18 protein-coding genes are annotated in these 19,454 nt (G+C 39.8%); 11 read left to right on the forward strand and 7 right to left on the reverse strand.

What is annotated here, in order from left to right:
• Positions 1 to 603: 603 nt before the first annotated feature.
• The 6 genes from GQR52_RS11195 (at position 604) to cyoE (ending at position 6,162) form a co-directional block, all read left to right on the forward strand.
• Positions 604 to 1,023 carry a hypothetical protein gene (locus GQR52_RS11195; RefSeq protein ID WP_165728513.1) on the forward strand — a complete coding sequence of 140 codons (420 nt, stop codon included), beginning with the start codon at positions 604 to 606 and terminating at the stop codon, positions 1,021 to 1,023.
• Positions 1,024 to 1,341: 318 nt separating this feature from the next.
• Positions 1,342 to 2,301, forward strand: a complete 960-nt coding sequence (cyoA, locus tag GQR52_RS11200) for a ubiquinol oxidase subunit II (RefSeq protein WP_165728486.1) — start codon at positions 1,342 to 1,344, stop codon at positions 2,299 to 2,301.
• A 2-nt stretch (positions 2,302 to 2,303) separates the two neighbouring features.
• Complete coding sequence (cyoB, locus tag GQR52_RS11205; protein ID WP_165728487.1) at positions 2,304 to 4,292, forward strand: cytochrome o ubiquinol oxidase subunit I; 1,989 nt, start codon at positions 2,304 to 2,306, stop codon at positions 4,290 to 4,292.
• Positions 4,289 to 4,930 (forward strand): cytochrome o ubiquinol oxidase subunit III, encoded by a 642-nt coding sequence (cyoC, locus tag GQR52_RS11210; RefSeq protein WP_165728488.1) that lies wholly within the window; start codon positions 4,289 to 4,291, stop codon positions 4,928 to 4,930. Before cyoB ends, cyoC begins: the two co-directional genes overlap by 4 nt.
• Positions 4,930 to 5,268, forward strand: a complete 339-nt coding sequence (cyoD, locus tag GQR52_RS11215; RefSeq protein WP_165728489.1) for a cytochrome o ubiquinol oxidase subunit IV — start codon at positions 4,930 to 4,932, stop codon at positions 5,266 to 5,268. Before cyoC ends, cyoD begins: the two co-directional genes overlap by 1 nt.
• A 9-nt stretch (positions 5,269 to 5,277) precedes the next feature.
• Positions 5,278 to 6,162 carry a heme o synthase gene (gene cyoE / locus GQR52_RS11220; protein ID WP_165728490.1) on the forward strand — a complete coding sequence of 295 codons (885 nt, stop codon included), beginning with the start codon at positions 5,278 to 5,280 and terminating at the stop codon, positions 6,160 to 6,162.
• Between the two features lie 59 nt (positions 6,163 to 6,221).
• Here the strand turns inward: cyoE and GQR52_RS11225 are convergent, their stop codons facing one another.
• Both GQR52_RS11225 and GQR52_RS11230 read right to left on the reverse strand, forming a co-directional pair.
• Positions 6,222 to 6,809, reverse strand: coding sequence for an FMN-binding negative transcriptional regulator (locus GQR52_RS11225; protein ID WP_165728491.1), 588 nt, complete (start codon positions 6,807 to 6,809; stop codon positions 6,222 to 6,224).
• The gene (locus GQR52_RS11230) at positions 6,809 to 7,384 is read right to left on the reverse strand and encodes a GNAT family N-acetyltransferase (RefSeq protein WP_165728492.1); all 576 of its coding nucleotides are present in this window, start codon (positions 7,382 to 7,384) and stop codon (positions 6,809 to 6,811) included. The genes GQR52_RS11225 and GQR52_RS11230 overlap by 1 nt, the downstream gene beginning before the upstream one ends.
• 106 nt (positions 7,385 to 7,490) lie before the next feature.
• Between GQR52_RS11230 and GQR52_RS11235 the strand changes: the two genes are divergently transcribed.
• Positions 7,491 to 8,948: a PLP-dependent aminotransferase family protein gene (locus GQR52_RS11235; RefSeq protein ID WP_165728493.1), complete on the forward strand. Its 1,458-nt coding sequence runs from the start codon at positions 7,491 to 7,493 to the stop codon at positions 8,946 to 8,948.
• A 14-nt stretch (positions 8,949 to 8,962) separates the two neighbouring features.
• On the opposite strand, the gene GQR52_RS11240 is transcribed toward GQR52_RS11235, so the two are convergent.
• From GQR52_RS11240 to ettA, 5 genes are all read right to left on the reverse strand, one after another.
• A complete protein-coding gene (locus tag GQR52_RS11240; RefSeq protein ID WP_165728494.1) occupies positions 8,963 to 9,628 on the reverse strand; it encodes a hypothetical protein in 666 nt (221 codons plus the stop codon).
• An 85-nt stretch (positions 9,629 to 9,713) separates the two neighbouring features.
• Positions 9,714 to 10,208 carry a TlpA disulfide reductase family protein gene (locus GQR52_RS11245; protein WP_165728495.1) on the reverse strand — a complete coding sequence of 165 codons (495 nt, stop codon included), beginning with the start codon at positions 10,206 to 10,208 and terminating at the stop codon, positions 9,714 to 9,716.
• Positions 10,209 to 10,270: 62 nt separating this feature from the next.
• A complete protein-coding gene (locus tag GQR52_RS11250; RefSeq protein ID WP_165728496.1) occupies positions 10,271 to 11,179 on the reverse strand; it encodes a histone deacetylase in 909 nt (302 codons plus the stop codon).
• 53 nt (positions 11,180 to 11,232) lie between these two features.
• Positions 11,233 to 11,601 carry a PilZ domain-containing protein gene (locus tag GQR52_RS11255; RefSeq protein WP_007581201.1) on the reverse strand — a complete coding sequence of 123 codons (369 nt, stop codon included), beginning with the start codon at positions 11,599 to 11,601 and terminating at the stop codon, positions 11,233 to 11,235.
• Between the two features lie 156 nt (positions 11,602 to 11,757).
• Positions 11,758 to 13,431 (reverse strand): energy-dependent translational throttle protein EttA, encoded by a 1,674-nt coding sequence (gene ettA, locus GQR52_RS11260; RefSeq protein ID WP_165728497.1) that lies wholly within the window; start codon positions 13,429 to 13,431, stop codon positions 11,758 to 11,760.
• Positions 13,432 to 13,653: 222 nt separating this feature from the next.
• Between ettA and metA the strand changes: the two genes are divergently transcribed.
• The 4 genes from metA to GQR52_RS11280 all read left to right on the forward strand — a co-directional run bounded on the left by metA (position 13,654) and on the right by GQR52_RS11280 (position 19,347).
• Positions 13,654 to 14,601 (forward strand): homoserine O-succinyltransferase, encoded by a 948-nt coding sequence (gene metA / locus GQR52_RS11265; protein WP_007376156.1) that lies wholly within the window; start codon positions 13,654 to 13,656, stop codon positions 14,599 to 14,601.
• Positions 14,591 to 15,664 (forward strand): homocysteine S-methyltransferase family protein, encoded by a 1,074-nt coding sequence (locus tag GQR52_RS11270; protein ID WP_165728498.1) that lies wholly within the window; start codon positions 14,591 to 14,593, stop codon positions 15,662 to 15,664. The genes metA and GQR52_RS11270 overlap by 11 nt, the downstream gene beginning before the upstream one ends.
• A gap of 9 nt (positions 15,665 to 15,673) precedes the next feature.
• Positions 15,674 to 18,304 carry a methionine synthase gene (gene metH, locus GQR52_RS11275; protein WP_165728499.1) on the forward strand — a complete coding sequence of 877 codons (2,631 nt, stop codon included), beginning with the start codon at positions 15,674 to 15,676 and terminating at the stop codon, positions 18,302 to 18,304.
• Positions 18,305 to 18,558: 254 nt separating this feature from the next.
• A complete protein-coding gene (locus GQR52_RS11280) occupies positions 18,559 to 19,347 on the forward strand; it encodes a DUF3800 domain-containing protein (protein WP_165728500.1) in 789 nt (262 codons plus the stop codon).
• Positions 19,348 to 19,454: the final 107 nt, after the last annotated feature.

Consider the following 19,454-nt stretch of genomic DNA (forward strand, 5'->3'; position numbering starts at 1 on the left):
TTACAATGCCACGCAGTGTAAACAAAAAATCTTTATATTGTGTGTGAAGATGTTGTCAGTGTGAAAGGCAACTCAAATCCGGTGGTGACTGTATTTGAGTTGTTTTTATTTCCCTACAATGCCACGCAGTGTAAACAAAAAATCTTTATATTGTGTGTGAAGATGTTGTCAGTGTGAAAAGCGGCTCAATTTTGGTGGTGACTGAATTTGGGCTGTTTTTATTTGTGCGACACAATTATTATTCCTTCCAAAAAACCTATAATTTTATTAAATATACCTCTTTAAATTGTTTTTAATTTAAATTAACCCTATGTTTTTTAAGTTGTTATTTTTTATTAACAAAATAGCTTCTAAAGCTTAACTCAAATTTATTGTTTTTTAGTTGAACAGAAAATTCTCTTTGTTATACTCACGTTCGAACTTTCAGTAAGTTTTGAAAGTTTGATTGATACGGATCAATTTTCACAAGGTGAATTTGTGCTAACCGGATTTGATCGTATTCAGCACCTGATTTTTGGGCTTACAGCAGCAATGTTTTTCAAATTTTTCCATTGCTTTGTATTACTTTAATTTTGTTATAGTCATTTAAGTAGGTTAATGTCTTTGAACACACTTTCTTTACATCATACCAATACTGATCTCGCCCCAAGCGAGCCAGTTACGTGTGAACGCTTGAATAAAGCGGGTAAGGGCGTGTGTGTAGCTATAACTTTATTAGTGTTTAATACGGTCATGTTGTTAAGCGGTGCACTAGAGGATGCCTTCAAGCTTGAGGCGCTATTAAGTGATGGGTTTATTGTAGAGCCACTGTTACTTACTATTGCCGGATTTTTAGCTCATCCAATCATTTCAAGTCAGTTACTTATTGGCCTTTGTTGGTTATTGTTCCATATTTTTCCAGCGCGTCGTGCTGGAATTATCCTCCGTAAAGCAGCCTTTGCTTTTAGCGAGGCTAAAGTTCTTCAGCCAGTGCATGTTGCACATGGTTGTCGTGCTCCACCTAGCTTTACAGGTTGTCTGTAAGGCTGCATCTTGTTGCTGGTTTTAATTATTTGTTCTTGCTGTAAATAATTAAGGTTAGCTAAAACAAAGTAGCTCTGTGTTTTTTAAGCACACTTCAGCCAACCACCACTCACCCAAGTTAACTTTTATTACGTTATATAAATGCGTTTAGAAAGCTGGGTTTGTTGCTAGGTCATTAATGGCATGAGCTTTAGGTTTTGAATAGCCCCCTTATTTTTATAATTTAATTCTAGTTAACTTGGGTTTTTATTGAAAAATCGTTGCTTTGGTTTTTATGCAAAGCAGCAAACTGAAACTCTAGGTTTGTAGGATACTCCCTTGTTAATTCGTAACCTTTGTAATATTGCTTTAGCTAGTACCGTGCTGGCGTTGTCAGGCTGTAAAGGCGGGATACTCGATCCAAAAGGGCAGATAGGCATAGATGAGAAAAATTTAATTATCATCGCAACCGTGCTTATGTTGCTTGTAGTCGTTCCCGTTATTGTGATGACTTTGTATTTCGCATGGAAATATAGAGACACGCAAACTCATGAAATTTACGCTCCAAAATGGGCTCATTCAAATAAAATTGAAGCCGCAGTTTGGGCTGTTCCTATTGTTATTGTGATTATTTTAGGTGTTATTACCTGGGTGTCTACCCAAGAGCTAGACCCTTACAAACCCATTGAAGGTAAAGGTAAGCATCTTACTGTTGAAGTGGTGTCATTAAATTGGAAGTGGCTATTTATTTATCCTGAGCAAGGTATTGCTACGGTTAATGAATTAGTGTTTCCGGCAAATGTACCTGTTGAATATAAAATCACGTCAGAGAGCACAATGAATTCATTTTTTATTCCGCAATTGGGTAGTCAAATATACTCAATGGCTGGGATGGAAACCAAGCTTCACTTAATTGCAAATGAGCCAGGTACGTTTAAAGGTTTCTCAGCAAATTACAGTGGTGCAGGTTTTACTGGTATGAAGTTTAATGCCATTGCTACCCCTACTCAAGCTGGTTTTGATAAGTGGGTGAGTGATGTAAAAGCGAATTCAAGCGCTAATAATCTGACTCATGCAAATTATGTTGAGCTTGCAAAAGCGAGCGAAAATAATCCTGTTGCTTATTACGGTAAAGTTGAAGACAGCTTATTTCATACCATTATCATGAAATATATGCAGGCGCATGGCGATATGAATAAAAAGCACAATGCGATGAGCGAACATGGCGAGATGGGTATGCAACATCACGCAATGGACAAACATTCAGCGAAACCATCACACAGCCAGGACGAGGAATAATAATGTCGTTTTTAGGTAAACTTTCACTCGATGCAATACCGTTTCACGAGCCGATTCTTGTGTTTACGATGGCAGCTATTTTAATAGCTGCAATTGTTATTACTGCGCTAATTACAAAGCATAAAAAATGGGGCGTGCTTTGGCGCGACTGGATCACATCTGTGGATCATAAGCGCTTAGGCGTAATGTATATTATTTTAGCTTTAGTAATGCTGTTTCGTGGGTTTTCTGATGCAATAATGATGCGTACTCAGTTAGCACTTGCTACTAGTGGCGCGCCCGGTTATTTACCACCAGAGCACTACGACCAAATATTTACAGCTCACGGCGTAATTATGATCATATTTATGGCGATGCCATTTATGATTGGTTTAATGAACATTGTACTACCACTGCAAATTGGTGCTCGCGATGTTGCCTTTCCATTTTTAAACAATTTAAGTTTTTGGTTAACTACCGGTGGTGCTATTTTAATTAATATGTCGCTGGTTTTTGGTGAGTTTGCTAAAACAGGTTGGGTGGCGTATCCGCCACTTTCGGAGCTGACCTTTAGCCCTGGGGTGGGGGTCGACTATTATATTTGGGCTTTGCAAATATCCGGTCTTGGAACACTCTTAACTGCAGTAAACTTTTTAGCGACCGTTATCAAAATGCGTGCACCAGGCATGACCTTAATGAAAATGCCAATTTTCACATGGACATGTACGTGGGCAAACATCTTAATTGCAGCATCATTCCCAATTTTAACCGCAATGCTTACTATGTTAACGCTTGACCGTTATCTCGATTTCCATTTCTTTACCAATGAATTGGGCGGTAACGCCATGATGTACATCAACCTGTTTTGGGCATGGGGTCATCCTGAGGTATATATTTTAGTATTACCGGCGTTTGGTGTTTTTTCTGAGATTATTTCGACATTTGCAGGTAAGCGTTTATTTGGTTATAAATCGATGGTTTACGCCAGCGGTGCAATCTCTATTTTAGGGTTTATTGTTTGGTTACATCACTTCTTCACAATGGGCTCAAGTGCTAACGTTAACGCGTTCTTTGGGGTAATGACCATGGTTATTGCCGTACCAACAGGCGTTAAGTTGTTTAACTGGCTATTTACTATTTACCGAGGTCGTTTACGTATAACCGTTCCGGTACTTTGGACACTTGGTTTTATGGTTACCTTTACCGTAGGCGGCATGACTGGCGTATTACTTGCTATTCCTGGTGCCGATTACGTACTGCATAATAGCTTATTCTTAATTGCACATTTTCATAATACAATTATCGGTGGTGCTGTATTTGGCTACCTAGCAGGTTTTGTATTTTGGTTCCCTAAAGCGATGGGCTTCAAGCTTAACGAAAAATGGGGCAAGGCATCATTTTGGTGTTGGATTATCGGTTTCTTCGTTGCATTTATGCCGTTGTATGTACTTGGTTTCTTAGGTATGACACGTCGTTTAAACCACACTAATAATCCTGATTGGAACATTTGGCTATACATTGCTGCAGGCGGTGCTGTCATTATTATGTTTGGTATTATTAGCCAAGCAGTTCAATTATATGTGAGCTTTAGAGACCGTGAAGCGCTTGACGATACAACAGGCGATCCGTGGAACGGACACACACTTGAGTGGGCAACAAGCTCACCTCCACAAGTGTATAACTTTGCTACCATTCCGCACATTGATGATATTGATGCATGGACCGACATGAAAGAAAAAGGTCAAGCTTACCAAGATAAGGCAAGCTACAGCCCTATTCATATGCCTAAAAATACATCAGCAGGCGTGCTAATGGCAGCAAGTTTAACCGCATTTTGTTTTGCGATGATCTGGCATATTTGGTGGTTAGCAGCTGTTGGTTTTATTGGCGCAATTGCTTTATTTATCAAACGTTGTTACGCCAGCGATGTTGATTACTATATACAACCTGATGAAATTGCACGAATTGAAGCAGCATACAATTCAAGTGGGAATAAGGAGCTAAAAGCGTGAGTACACTTTCTGCAAATTTAGAATCTGCAAATTTAGAGTCTGTATCTCACGATGATCATGCGCACGAGCATGATCATCACGATACATCGGGCGATACCGTATTCGGTTTTTGGTTATACCTAATGACCGATTGCTTATTATTTGCCTCATTTTTTGCAACCTACGCCGTGTTATTTATGAACACAGCCGGTGGTGTATCGGGTAAAGATATTTTTGAACTCGACTTTGTAGCAGTAGAAACAGCTGCACTACTTATTAGTAGTATTACCTTTGGTTTTGCCATGATTGCCGCTCAAGGGCAAAAAAAGGCGCTCACACTTACTTGGTTATTTATTACGTTTTGTTTAGGTGCTGTGTTTATTGGTATGGAAATATACGAATTTCATCACCTAATAGTGAACGGGCATGGTCCGCAACATAGTGCTTTTTTAACATCGTTTTTCTCATTAGTTGGCTTACATGGTTTACATGTAACAGCCGGTTTAATTTGGATGACCATAATGATGATAGAAGTTGCTAAACGCGGTCTAGGTAAAGCAACCGTAACGCGTTTAAGCTGCTTAAGCCTATTTTGGCACTTCTTAGACATTGTTTGGATTTGTGTATTTACCGTTGTTTATTTAATGGGAGCAATGTAATGAGCCACAGCGAAACACATGCTGAGCACCATGATGAATCTCATGGCAGTGTTAAAACTTACTTAATTGGCTTTGTGTTATCAGTAATTTTGACAGCCATTCCATTTTGGATGGTAATGGAAGGCGACTTCACAAAGGCAACAACGCTTTGGAGCATTGTTACTTTAGCAATCGTACAAATTTGGGTGCATTTAAAGTACTTTTTACACCTTAATTTTACGACCGAAGATGGCCGTGCAAGTACTTTCTCATTCCTATTCAGTGCTCTGATCATCGTAATGGTGGTTGGGTTATCTGTTTGGATCATTTATGAATCTAACGCAATGATGATGTACTAGGAGTTGAAGATGTTTCGTCGTTATTTATCAGTGACAAAGCCGGGTATTATTATGGGCAATTTGATCAGCGTAGCGGGCGGGTTTTTACTTGCCTCGCGCGGTGATATAAACCCATGGTTAATGATTGCTACATTAATTGGTTTGTCGCTAGTGGTTGCATCAGGTTGTGCTATCAATAATGTTATAGATAGAGACATAGATGTAGCCATGGCGCGTACTCGTACGCGAGTAACAGTAACAGGCGAAATGTCGGCCTTTGCTGCACTTAGTCACGGTATTTTATTGGGTGTTGTGGGCTTTGGTTTACTTATCGCCTATACCACTCAAGCCGCGGTATTTTTTGCAGCCTTTGGCTACGTAATTTATGTAGGGGTTTATAGCCTCTACATGAAGCGTAACTCAGTATATGGCACTTTTGTAGGTAGCCTTTCGGGCGCAGTACCACCAGTAGTCGGTTACTGCGCCGTAACAGGCCAGTTCGATATGGGCGCGTTAATACTGCTGGTTATGTTTAGCTTGTGGCAAATGCCGCACTCTTACGCCATCGCTATTTTCCGCTTTAAAGATTACCAAGCTGCAGGTATTCCAGTACTACCTGTAGCGCAAGGTATCGACAAAGCAAAACGCCATATCGTACTTTATATTGCTGTATACGCTTTAGTTGTAATGCTGCTGCCAATTAGTGGATACACCGGCGCTGCTTTTATGGCAGTTGCCTGTATTACCAGTTTTTGGTGGTTATTAATGGCACTAAGAGGGTATCGTCGAAATATTGATGTAACCAGTTGGGCACGTAAAGTGTTCGCGTTTTCTATCATTAATATTACAGCGTTAAGTATTGCTATGGCTGTTGACTATCATAGCGTTGCTCCACAGCTATTAACACTTACCTAATTTAAAAACTTTAACATTCCAAAGTTAATCCAAAGGCTCGAAAGAGCCTTTTTTTATGCCTAAAATAGTTTTGCAATAGAGCGCTTATTGGCAAGTTCTAGGCTTTGTTTTATGCTTGCTCTTACCTCAGGTGATTTATTTTGGCTTAGCTTAAAGTTTCCACTCCAATGAGTGGGAGTAAATTCTATAAAGCTTAATTGTTGATACATTGCTTGGCGACTGCTTTTGGGCACGTCAGTAATATCCCACATTGGCTTAAAGGGTTGCTCAAAATAGGTTGTTAATTGCCCCATTATTTTTTCTTTCTCAATGTCGCTCTTAATAATCACTACCTTTGCGGTTACTTGTACAGATGAGTAAAGCCAGCTCGGCAGTGTTTTATTATTACTATACGAGGGAGATAGATAACAGTTATCGCCATTAAATAGTAATTTTACTGACTGTTTATCACATTGTGTTAGCGGGTTATATTTTGCTACGTGTGCAATAAATACATTACGTGAGGGCTCATATAATACAGGTACTTGGCATATATTATTTAAGTCACTTTGCGAGCAGGGCATTAAAATATTCGCTAGAGGGAATTGCTTAACTAAAGCCTGCAAACGTTCAATATTATGTTCTTGAAAATGTATTGGTGGGTACATTAAAGCTTCTCCTCTAACTGTAATTTAATACTCTGCCAATGCTCGTTAATAATGCTAAATTTTGCAGTGCTTCTGTAACTCCCATCACTAAGGAGCCTGTCTTTATAAGCTATACCTTCAAATAGGGCTCCTAGTCGAGTAATTGCATTTCGAGATTTTTGATTTTGTTCGTGAGTATTAAATGTTATTCGCACTAAATTCAATGCGTCAAAAGCATAGCTAAGCAGTAAATATTTAGTGTGAGTATTAATATAAGTTTGCTGCCAGTGATAGCTTATAAATGTATGACCAATTTCAGCACTTAAGTTATGTGCATCTAATCTAAATAGTCGAGTAGTGCCTGCAACCTCTTTGCTGGCTATGTCTATTATGGCAAATACAATTTGTTCTTTTTTATTAAATTGTGCACTTGTAGTAAACCATTCCTTTAACAGTTCGGGCGTTTTTGTATAGTTGCTTAATACCCATTCCCATATTTTTGGATGTTGCCCAGCTTTATATAAGCCGTTTAAATGCTCATAATTTAATGGCTCTAATATAACCTTATTTGTTTTATGTATCTGTTGAGTAAACATGTTGCCTCTAAGCTTTGCTATTTACGAGCAACAAATGTACGCTAATTTGGTTTGGTAAAAACAACCAGAATTGGCTTTTTAGCTATACCAGTTATAAAGGAATAACATGCAACCGCTTAATATTGAATTTAATAACTCAAACAAAGCTAAGTACTTACAAGTTGCAGATGCTCTGCGCGGTTCTATCGTAAAGGGAGATATTGCACCTGGTACAAAACTAAGTTCTGCTCGAGTTATGGCGCAAACGTATAAGTTAAACCGTCATACAATAATGAACGCATTGCAGTTATTAGTAGCCGAAGGATGGCTAGAGTCCCATGAACGCTCTGGGTATAGCGTCACTCAAACACTGCCAATTCAAAGCAGTGTTAACTGTGAACACACGCTAGTTTTAACGCCAAAACCTTATAAATTTGCTACAGAGTTAGCCGTGCCTGTTCCGACAATGAATTTAAAAGACTACGTATATAATTTCGCAGGTGGACTTCCTGATTTAAATAGCTTTCCCTATAAAGAATTTAAACACTCTGTAAGTCATATATTTAATCATTTAGATACCAGTAAACTTCATTATGGCGATATAGCTGGAGTGAGTGAGCTAAAAACTCAAATAAGTGATTACTTACATAAAACTAGAAGTTTAAAAGTATCAGACTTACTTGTATGTAATGGCTCACAAGAAGCTTTATTTCTAATTTCAAAGGCATTTATAAGTAAAGATGACTTCGTAGCCGTTGAGACTTTAGGCTACCCGCCAGCACGTAAAGCGTTTGCTGCTTGTGGCGCGCAATTAATAGATATAAAACAAGATGAATGTGGTTTATGTGTTGATGATTTAAAAGCGCAACTTAAACGATATCCAATAAAAATGCTCTACTTAACCCCGCTACATCAATACCCAACTACCGTTACGCTTTCGCCTACACGGCGCATGCAAATTTATCAATTATGTTATGAGTATGGCGTAATGATTATAGAGGATGATTACGATCACGAATTTCATTATCGCTGTCAGCCATTACAACCTATGGCTGGGGACGATCCTGCTGGGATTATTATTTACTTATCTACATTTTCTAAAATTATGTTCTCAGGCGCTAGAATTGGCTATATATGTGCAGCCCCTGAAATAATAGCCCAGCTAACTGCATGGAAGCAGTTAATGAATCATAAAAACGATGTAGTTATGCAGCTCGCTGTAGCGCATTTTATGCAAGAGGGTGGGTTTGAACGTCACTTAAAACGTATGACTAAGCTATATAAACAACGCTATGAAGCAATGGATAACACACTAACGTTATTACAATCACAAGGCTTGCCAATAGAGTACAAAAAGCCAGATGGAGGCATGGCAATGTGGGTTAATTTAAATAAAAATACGAGTAACATAAAACACGCTATGCAAAGTAAAAGCGTATACCTACAGGTAGAGTCTGAATTTTACTTTGTTAATTCAGTGAGAAGTTTAATACCCAAGCAAAATAGCTATGTACGCCTAGGTTTTGCTGGGCAATCAACCGAGGCGATGAAGCAAGGGCTCAAATTAATCGCTGAATATAAATAATTGGATGTAAGTAATTACTTTTTAAAATTATCAGCATTGTAATAAAGTGGTTTAAGCGTACCGCAGTTAATAAACTTATAAGTAAGCTCGTTTTCAGTAGGTACACGTTTTGATGTACGAAGTTTTTGCATACACGCATTTACTAAATCGACAAAAATAAGATGGTTATAGCTCGGCGCTTTTTGAATTTTATGAATATAAATACGCTCAGTACCGCTTAGTGTAATCATGTCGTAGTCTTGCCATTGCGATGATTCACTTAATTTTTTTAGTTCTCTGGCATACAGCTGCTTACTCAAGACCAACTCTTTTTTTGAATAAATTAAACTGCCACCTTGTTGATAATCACCCTCGTAAATATCGGCAATAATTGTAATTTCTTCACCACGCATTAAATGCTGAATATTAAACGCTTGTGGCTTTACGGTGATTAACTCGGCATTTCTAACAAAGCCTAAAAATGGAACATCGGGGTTTCCTATTTTATAAACAACTTGCACATCATTGGGTAAATTATAGGTGGGTAAATTCATTGCAATAATAGACGAGCCTTGATTAACCAAAGCCATAGGGTGCTCAGCATTGTAAGCGGGGTCTACCGGTGGAAGTTCTGCTTTTTCTTCTTCAGCTGCGGCAAAGCCACTTAAAGTGATTAGTAATAAAGTAAGTAGTAGGCGCATTATAATCTCAATTAATTTATGAGCTTAAATTGTAGTATAAAGTTTATATTACTTATATTTTTAAACTAAATTTAGACCTATATTATTACTCAGATATGGAGTGTAATAATGTTCGTGCCTTCAAATGTAGGTTTGGATCCTCTGGGTTTGACGTATTAGTCAGCCAAATTACATTACCTTCTTTATTTACAAACAATGTAGTAGGTGTGCCGCGTATACCTAATTGCTGTGCTATTGCATCGGCTTTTACGGCTGTTTTAAAAGTATAACCTCTATCGCTAAGCGCTTTAGCGGGAGTAGCATCGTCATCTTCTTTAAAGCTCACGGCAATGACCTTTACACCCATGTCATTTATTTTTTGAAGTGCTGGTTGTAGCTTTTTACAATATGGGCACCACGTTGCCCAAAAATGTAAAATGTAAGGCTGGCCTAATAAATCTTGAGTACTGAGAGCAGACCCATCGGCCATTTGTAGATTTAATATAGGTAATTTAGGGTATGTTGCTTCAGTGTCTTGCTCTTGCGCGCTAACTATAAAGCTTAATAGAGTGAGTGTGATGGCAATAAAGAGTTGTTTCATAGTGTTTTCGTTTTTATTGTATGTATTAAATAAGAACGAGTATTTAACATTTTTATTTCACATTAAAAACGAGCGGCTTGCTCAATAACAATACCATGGCGCTTAGCAAGGCGAAGATGGTCTTTATCGTAGCCACCACCTATTACTGTAGCAACGGGTGTATTGTGTTCAAGGCAGCGTTTTAGCACTAAATGGTCGCGCTTAACTATGCCATCCCAGCTTATATCTAATTTACCCAAGCCATCGCCTTGCCAAATATCAACGCCAGCATCGTAAAGTACCAAGCTTGGGTTTAGCTCTTTAAGTAAATAACTCAAGGTGTCGTCAACTACGGCAAGGTATTCGTCGTCTTTCATATTATCGGCTAAGCCAATATCTAAATCGCTAGCTGATTTTCTAAAAGGGAAGTTTTTTTCACAATGTATAGAACAAGTATAAGCATATGCCTGATGCTCTAACATGGCCGCTGTGCCATCACCTTGGTGCACGTCTAAATCAAAAATAAGTACGTTAGTTACTTCACCCGATTCAATTAAAGTTTGCGTGGTAAAGGCTAAATCGTTAACCATGCAGTAGCCTGAGCCAAAATCGGTATGCGCATGGTGTGTACCACCGGCTAAGTGGCAGGCTATACCATGTTTAAGTGCTAAACGAGCTGTTTGCAAAGTACCTTGAGGTGCTGTAAAGGTACGTGCCATAAGCTCTTTTGACCAAGGTAGGCCAATGCGACGCATTGCTTTTTCATCTAAGCGGTTATTCCACAAATCATGTATGTAATTTTCGCAGTGTATTAGCTCCAGTGGCTCTGGCGTGCCTAATATTGGCTCAACCAGGTTATCGCCAATCAAACCAAGCTTTGCTACATGCTGATATAAATGTGCAAACTTACTCATTGCAAAACGATGCTTTGGATCGAAATTAAACGAGTAGTTAGGGTGATACACCAAAGGTAAATGTGGATTTAAAGTCATGTTTGCACAAGTTAAAAAGTTTGCACTATGGTAATCAACTAATCCAAATGAGTCTATTCTTGTGTGTCGTGAATCAACATAGCGAGTTCGCGATGTAATAGTTCGTCATCAGCTAAGTTTAGCTCTATTAAACGCTTTAAATAAGTAATGCTGTCTATATCAATATGGTGGCATTTTAAACCAATATGATCCGCTTCTATATGGCACACCACAACCTCCATTTTTATTTCTATTTCGCTTTGAGGCAGCGAAAAACGCAGAACAGCTTGGCTATTTTGGTTGCCAATAAAAGCATCACATTTAGTGATTAATGCGCCATGTAAAGATACATCAAGTAATTTACATGGGTATTGGTGATCATTAAAAATTACTTGTGCATCGGTTGAAAATAAAACACGAGAAAACTGACGACGATTTTGCATAACCTAATTTAGCCTTACTGTTTTTATAATAAATTAAGCATAGCGGGTAATTCTCTACATGCTAGCAGGATATGCTCCTGTAATGCTGGTGGCATAAAAAAGCCCCGCATAAATGCAGGGCTTAGTATTACTGTAATAAATTAGCTACAGTAAATATTAACCAATTTTTTTGTACTTAATACGTTTAGGTTCAGTTGCTGCTGCACCTAGTGTCTTTTTAAGCCACTCTTCGTATTCAGTGTAGTTACCATCAAAGAAGTTAATTTGACCTTCGTCGCGGTAATCTAAAATGTGTGTAGCAATACGGTCAAGGAACCAACGGTCATGCGATATACACATTACACAACCAGGGAACTCTAAAATAGCGTTCTCTAGTGCACGTAGTGTTTCAACGTCCAAGTCATTGGTTGGCTCATCGAGTAGTAACACGTTGCCGCCAGCTTTTAATAACTTAGCAAGGTGTAAACGGTTACGCTCACCACCTGATAGGTCTTTAACAAACTTTTGCTGATCGTTACCTTTAAAGTTAAAGCGACTAACGTATGCACGGCTTGGGAACTCAAAGTTACCAATTTTTAGAACGTCTTGTCCGTCTGATATTTCTTGGAAAACAGTTTTGCTTTCGTCCATACCATCACGGAACTGATCAACAGTAGCAAGGTGTACGCTTTCGCCAACGGTAATGCTACCGCTGTCTTGCTTTTGCTCACCACTGATCATTTTAAACAGCGTTGATTTACCCGCGCCATTCGCACCAATAATGCCTACAATGGCACCTTTTGGCATGCTAAAGCTTAAATCGTCAATTAAAACGCGATCGCCAAAACTCTTACGAAGATTCGTTACTTCAAGCACTTGGTCGCCTAAACGCGGGCCAGGTGGAATAAACATCTCGTTAGTTTCGTTACGTTTTTGGTAATCAGACTGCTGCATTTCAGTAAACTGAGCCATACGTGCTTTTGACTTAGCTTGGCGACCTTTAGGATTTGAACGAACCCATTCAAGTTCTTGCGCAATTGATTTTTGACGTGCTTTTTCAGATTTTTGTTCTTGCTGTAAGCGCGCATCTTTTTGTTCAAGCCAAGAAGAGTAGTTACCTTCCCATGGAATACCTTCACCACGGTCAAGCTCTAATATCCAACCAGCTACATTATCAAGGAAGTAACGGTCATGCGTTACCGCCACAACAGTGCCTTCGTAATCGTGTAAGAAGCGCTCTAACCATGCAACCGACTCAGCATCCAAGTGGTTAGTTGGTTCATCGAGAATAAGCATGTCTGGTTTTTCAAGCAGTAATCGACATATAGCAACACGACGACGCTCACCACCTGAAAGGTGCTCAATTTTAGCATCCCATTCTGGCAGACGAAGTGCATCAGCAGCACGCTCTAAAACGTTATCAATGTTGTGACCATCGTGCGCCTGAATAACAGCTTCAAGCTCGCCTTGCTCTTTTGCAAGTGCGTCAAAGTCAGCGTCTTCCATGGCGTATTCGTTATACACTTCGTCAAGGCGTTTAAGTGCGTGTTTAACTTCGCCAACAGCTTCTTCAACAATTTCACGAACTGTTTTGCTTTCGTCTAAAACAGGCTCTTGCGGTAAATAACCAATTTTTGTACCAGGCTGAGGATGTGCATCACCTTCAAAATCTTGGTCAACACCGGCCATAATACGTAGTAACGTAGATTTACCAGAACCGTTTAAACCAAGCACACCAATTTTAGCGCCAGGAAAAAAGTGTAACGAAATATCTTTTAAGATAGTGCGCTTAGGTGGCACAACCTTAGATACTCGACTCATCGAGAATATAAATTTATCAGGTAAAACCATGGAGGAAAGCCTTCAAATAATAATAAAAATTTCAATGTTGTATTGTAGTGGCTGACAGGTGAAACAGTCAACGAATGGCGGGTTTTAAAGCACTAAAGCATGCTTGTAAGTAAAGTATAAAATCATGAATAAATTTCATTTAGACATCTATACATCTAGAGGTTGATATTTTTTACTTTCAGTTCATAATTAAGCTTCGGTTTTTATGAGCAGGAGTAAAGTATGCCAATTACAGTAAAAGACGAGTTGCCGGCAATTGCACGTTTACGTCAAGAAAACGTATTTGTAATGCCAAAAACACGTGCAAAAACGCAAGAAATACGCCCAATGCGTTTGGCTATTTTAAACTTAATGCCTAATAAAGTAGAAACCGAAGTTCAGTTTATTCGCTTGCTTGCCAACTCGCCTTTGCAAGTAAACGTAGAACTACTGCGCCTCGACACTCACCGCAGTAGCAGTAATTCAGAAGAGCATCTTGATACTTTTTATCGTTATTTTTCTGAGGTTAAAGACAACAATTACGATGCGTTAATTGTAACCGGTGCGCCACTTGCCCATTTAGAATACGACGATGTAGCGTATTGGGATGAGCTAAAGGTCATTATTGATTGGGCTGAGCAACACGTTACCTCTACGTTATTTTCGTGCTGGGCAGCGCATGCAGCGTTATATCACCGTTACAATTTAAAGCGCGATTTAAAAGACGACAAACTGTGTGGCGTATTTACCCACCAATGTTACTTTGATCACGGTGCACTGACTCGCGGATTCGACGACACCTTTTTGGTACCGCACTCACGCTACGGCCACATTGATATAAATAAAATAAACGCCTGTGATGAGCTAGTTGTACTGGCTGGTTCTGAGCGAGTAGGGGCTTACTTACTTAAAAATAAATCGGGTAGCCAAGTGTTTATAACCGGTCATCCTGAGTACGACGCCGACTCGCTAAAAGCAGAATACGAGCGCGATTGTAAAAAAAGCCCTAATGCACCAAAACCCGAAAATTACTTTCCGGATGATGATGCAACCAAACAACCTTCAAAAACGTGGCAAAGCCATGCTTTTTTACTTTTTTCGAACTGGTTAAATTACTACGTGTACCAAACCACACCGTATGATATTAATTTAGTTAGCCAAGACGTGAGGACTAACAACTATGCCGAATAACGCTCCTACAAATAATAAGCAAGCCGAAATAAGCGCCGCATTAAAAGAACGCATTTTAATTTTAGATGGCGCTATGGGCACCATGATCCAAGATCATAAGCTAGAAGAAGAAGACTATCGCGGAGAGCGTTTTAAAGACTGGCATGTATTAATTAAAGGCAATAACGATTTATTAAGCCTAACCAAGCCCGATTTAATCACTGATATTCATCGTGGTTTTTTATCAGCGGGCGCCGATATTATCGAAACCAACACATTTAACTCGACCACCATTTCGATGGACGATTACGACATGGCAAGCCTAAGCCGTGAAATAAACGTAGAGTCGGCTAAATTAGCACGCGCAATGTGCGACGAATTTAGTGCTAAAACGCCAGAAAAACCGCGTTACGTAGCCGGTGTTTTAGGGCCGACTTCTAAAACCTGTTCAATCTCGCCAGACGTAAACGACCCGGGTTATCGAAATGTCACTTTTGATAAACTCGTTACTGCGTACGTTGAGTCGACACTTGCATTAATGGAAGGCGGCGCCGATTTAATACTAATCGAAACTATATTCGACACGCTTAATGCAAAAGCAGCGTCGTTTGCAGTAGAAGAAGCCTTTGAGCAAGCAGGGCGTAAATTACCTGTAATGATTTCAGGTACTATTACCGATGCCTCTGGGCGTACGCTTTCGGGGCAAACAACCGAAGCATTTTATAACTCTATTCGCCATATTAAACCAATTTCGATTGGCCTAAACTGCGCGCTTGGGCCTGATTTATTGCGCCAATATGTGCAAGAGCTATCGCGTGTATGCGAAACATTTACTTCGGTACACCCTAATGCGGGTTTGCCTAATGAGTTTGGTGAATACGATTTAGAAGCGCCCGAAATGGCAGCCGAAATTATCGATTGGGGTAAATCGGGCTTTATTAATATAGTAGGCGGGTGCTGCGGTACAACGCCTGCGCATATTCGCGCATTTGCAAAAGGGCTTGAAGGTGTTAAACCTCGTCCTTTACCTGAACTTGAAGTACGTATGCGTTTATCAGGCCTTGAAGCCTGTAACTTAAATTAAGGAGCCAACATGACACAGCAAATAGCAGTATTTACTAATGTTGGTGAGCGTACCAACGTAACTGGTTCGGCCATGTTTAAACGCCTAATCATGGAAGAAGACTTTGAAGCCGCGCTAACCGTTGCACGCGAACAAGTTGAAAACGGCGCACAGGTTATTGATATAAACATGGACGAAGCCATGTTGGACTCAAAAGCCGCCATGGTTAAGTTTTTAAACTTAATAGCCTCAGAACCTGATATTTCTCGCGTGCCCATTATGGTCGACTCTTCAAAGTGGGAAGTAATAGAAGCGGGCTTAAAGTGTATTCAAGGCAAGGCAATTGTTAACTCAATATCACTAAAAGAAGGTGAAGAGCCGTTTATTCGCCAAGCTAAAATAATAAAACGCTTTGGCGCAGCCGCTGTTGTAATGGCATTTGATACAGACGGACAAGCAGATACCGCTGACCGTAAGTTCGCAATATGTGCGCGCAGTTATAAAATATTGGTAGAAGAGATTGGCTTTGCGCCAGAAGATATTATTTTCGACCCTAATATATTTGCCGTAGCCACCGGTATTGAAGAGCACGACAACTACGCCGTAGAATTTATTGAAGGCACGCGCCGTATTAAGCAAAATTTACCGCACTGTAAAGTGTCGGGCGGGGTATCAAACGTATCGTTTTCGTTTAGAGGTAATAACCCAGTACGTGAGGCTATTCACTCGGTGTTTTTATACCACGCTATTCAAGCGGGTATGGATATGGGTATTGTAAACGCAGGCCAACTTGCCGTTTACGACGACATACCAGATGAGTTACGCAAAGCCGTTACAGACGTAATTCTTAATACCGATCCCGGCGCAGGCGAGCGTTTAGTTGAGCTTGCACCAAAGTATTCGGGCATGGCGCAAGCCGAGCGAGTAGAGGATTTAGAATGGCGTACATGGCCGGTTGCAAAACGCCTTGAGCACGCACTGGTAAAAGGTATTACTACCTTTATAGATGAAGATACTGAAGAATGCCGTGCAGCCGCTGCTAAACCCATCCACGTAATTGAAGGGCCGTTAATGGACGGCATGAACGTAGTAGGCGACTTATTTGGCGCGGGTAAAATGTTTTTACCACAAGTGGTTAAATCGGCGCGTGTAATGAAGCGCGCAGTTGCCTACTTAGACCCCTACATTGAGCTTGAAAAAGAAGAAGGCTCAACTAACGGTAAAATAGTAATGGCGACCGTAAAAGGCGATGTGCACGACATAGGTAAAAATATTGTAGGCGTGGTACTGCAATGTAATAACTACGAAGTAATCGACTTAGGCGTAATGGTACCTGCCGATAAAATACTGCAAACCGCAATCGACGAAAAAGCCGATATTATCGGTTTATCGGGCTTAATTACCCCATCGCTTGACGAGATGGTACACGTAGCAAAAGAAATGAAACGCCGTGGCTTTGAGCTCCCATTAATGATTGGCGGGGCAACTACCTCTAAAGCGCACACGGCCGTTAAAATTGAGCCACAGTATGACAAAGGTGTAGTATACGTGAGTAACGCCAGCCGTGCAGTAGGTGTGGTTTCAAACTTATTATCAAAAGAGTTTAAACCCGACTTTTTAGCTAAAACACAAGCTGAATATGTAAAAGTACGTGAGCAGCAAGCGCGTAAAAAACCACGTTCTAAGCCCGTTACAATCCAGCGCGCACGCGATAACGCAGCACAACTTGATTGGGATAACTACACGCCACCAGTGCCTAAAAAGCTTGGCGTGATCGAGTTTAAAAACGTATCAATTGCCACTTTGCGTAAATACATAGATTGGACGCCATACTTTATGACGTGGTCAATTGCCGGTAAATACCCGCGCATAATGACCGATGAAGTCGTAGGCGAGCAAGCCCAAAGCTTATTTAAAGACGCTAACGACATGTTAGACGACCTTGAAAAAGCCGGCAGTTTACAACCACTTGGCGTAATTGGTTTATTCCCTGCAAACCGCGTTGGGGACGACATAGAAATATACACCGACGAAACACGCAAAACGCTGTTAACTACTTCATGCCATTTACGTCAGCAAACCGAAAAAACCGACTTTGCTAACTACTGCCTAGCCGACTACATAGCACCCAAAGGCACACCTGACTATTTTGGCGCGTTTGCTGTAACAGGCGGTTTAGAAGAAGACGACTTGGCAAATGCGTTCGACGCACAGCAAGACGACTACAACAAAATAATGATTAAAGCGGTTGCCGACAGACTCGCAGAAGCGTTTGCAGAATACCTACACGAAAAAGTACGTAAAGAGTATTGGGGTTTTGCACCAGACGAAAACCTAGCAAACGATGAGCTAATACGCGAAAACTACCAAGGTATTCGCCCAGCACCAGGCTACCCAGCGTGCCCTGAGCACACCGAGAAAAAGAAAATTTGGCAATTGCTCGATACCGAAAAACGCATTGGCATGCAGCTAACCAGCTCATACGCCATGTGGCCAGGTGCTGCTGTTTCAGGTTGGTACTTTTCACACCCAGAAGCTAAGTACTACGCAGTAGCAGCGGTACAACGCGATCAAGTAGAAGACTACGCTAAACGAACTAATATGACGCTCGCAGAGGCAGAAAGATGGCTATCGCCTAACTTGGGGTATGATCCGGAGTAAATAGAACAGCTGTCCGTTAAAACAAAAGCGAGCTTAATTAAGCTCGCTTTTTTGTTTTTGTCACACGACATTAATAAATATTGTTCTGGTGAAAAATAATAAAGACCTGTTCTTATCCAAATAATCATATATTTACAAAAAGTTTATTTAGTGAAATTATTAAACAAACGAATATAAGCATTTTTGGGATGTTATAACTCCTCCAAAAGTGGAACATAATAGGCTATTTAATGCTTATAGATAAGGAGAATGAAGTGAACGATGTAGTATCATTTGCTGATGAAAGTGGAATTTCAAAAGGATCACCTTGTTATACTATCGGTATCTTAAATGTTCCAAGTGGATATTTAGATGAATTCAATTTTAAAATTGAACAAATTTATAAATCGAGTGGGATTCGAGGTGAGATAAAATGGGAAAAAATAAGAAAAAGCTCAGGACAGATTAATTTATGCTTAAATATCTTAAAGTTTGTACTAAGTAGCCCGTGTACTTTCCATGCCATTGCGGTATCAAAAGCGCCTTATCAAAAATGGCATAGAGATGAAGAAGCGGCTTTTTACACAACGTATAATCAACTTCTAAATCAAAGTAGTAAAGGTTTAAACGCTAACTTTAAAGTATATATAGACCAGAAAAGTACAAAATATCCTAAACAAGATGAAGTAATTCAAATTATTACTAATCATATGCTTGCTAAATTACCAACATCTTCAAAAATTGAGCTTGTATCTATGCAGGACTCTAAGCTCCATTGGGGTTTACAGGCTGTTGATATACTAACTGGGGCAGTTAATACTGGTTATCTTTTATATTTCAACCCCAAATCTGATATGCAAATGGCAAAAAAACTAGCCACTTTTCGAATGGCTTCAATTTTAGGTTGGGATCAATTAGCCTACGATACTAGACCAAATAATATGTTTAACATTTGGCATTTTCCAATAGAAACTAGAGCTATACCAGACACTAGAGATATAGTTCCCAATTTTGCAGTACCAAATGTTAGCAGAGCAGAATATGAAGTTATAACAGGCTCTTAATAAGGTTTTAAACGAACTGTACTTAGGGAGAACTTTGTAATTTTACTCGCTTCTGTTTCATTTCGTACTTAATAACAAAAGGGCTCAAATCTTTCATTTTCAATGAC

This window comes from Pseudoalteromonas sp. 31A1 (assembly GCF_011378815.1).
In the GTDB taxonomy this organism is placed as follows: Bacteria; Pseudomonadota; Gammaproteobacteria; order Enterobacterales; family Alteromonadaceae; genus Pseudoalteromonas; species Pseudoalteromonas arctica.

Coding starts and splice junctions, on each gene's coding strand:
- cyoB (WP_165728487.1), top strand. CDS start 2,304: ATGTCGTTTTTAGGTAAACTTTCACTCGATGCAATACCGTTTCACGAG.
- cyoD (WP_165728489.1), top strand. CDS start 4,930: ATGAGCCACAGCGAAACACATGCTGAGCACCATGATGAATCTCATGGC.
- cyoE (WP_165728490.1), top strand. CDS start 5,278: ATGTTTCGTCGTTATTTATCAGTGACAAAGCCGGGTATTATTATGGGC.
- GQR52_RS11225 (WP_165728491.1), bottom strand. CDS start 6,809: ATGTACCCACCAATACATTTTCAAGAACATAATATTGAACGTTTGCAG.
- GQR52_RS11230 (WP_165728492.1), bottom strand. CDS start 7,384: ATGTTTACTCAACAGATACATAAAACAAATAAGGTTATATTAGAGCCA.
- GQR52_RS11235 (WP_165728493.1), top strand. CDS start 7,491: ATGCAACCGCTTAATATTGAATTTAATAACTCAAACAAAGCTAAGTAC.
- GQR52_RS11240 (WP_165728494.1), bottom strand. CDS start 9,628: ATGCGCCTACTACTTACTTTATTACTAATCACTTTAAGTGGCTTTGCC.
- GQR52_RS11245 (WP_165728495.1), bottom strand. CDS start 10,208: ATGAAACAACTCTTTATTGCCATCACACTCACTCTATTAAGCTTTATA.
- GQR52_RS11250 (WP_165728496.1), bottom strand. CDS start 11,179: ATGACTTTAAATCCACATTTACCTTTGGTGTATCACCCTAACTACTCG.
- GQR52_RS11255 (WP_007581201.1), bottom strand. CDS start 11,601: ATGCAAAATCGTCGTCAGTTTTCTCGTGTTTTATTTTCAACCGATGCA.
- ettA (WP_165728497.1), bottom strand. CDS start 13,431: ATGGTTTTACCTGATAAATTTATATTCTCGATGAGTCGAGTATCTAAG.
- metA (WP_007376156.1), top strand. CDS start 13,654: ATGCCAATTACAGTAAAAGACGAGTTGCCGGCAATTGCACGTTTACGT.
- GQR52_RS11270 (WP_165728498.1), top strand. CDS start 14,591: ATGCCGAATAACGCTCCTACAAATAATAAGCAAGCCGAAATAAGCGCC.
- metH (WP_165728499.1), top strand. CDS start 15,674: ATGACACAGCAAATAGCAGTATTTACTAATGTTGGTGAGCGTACCAAC.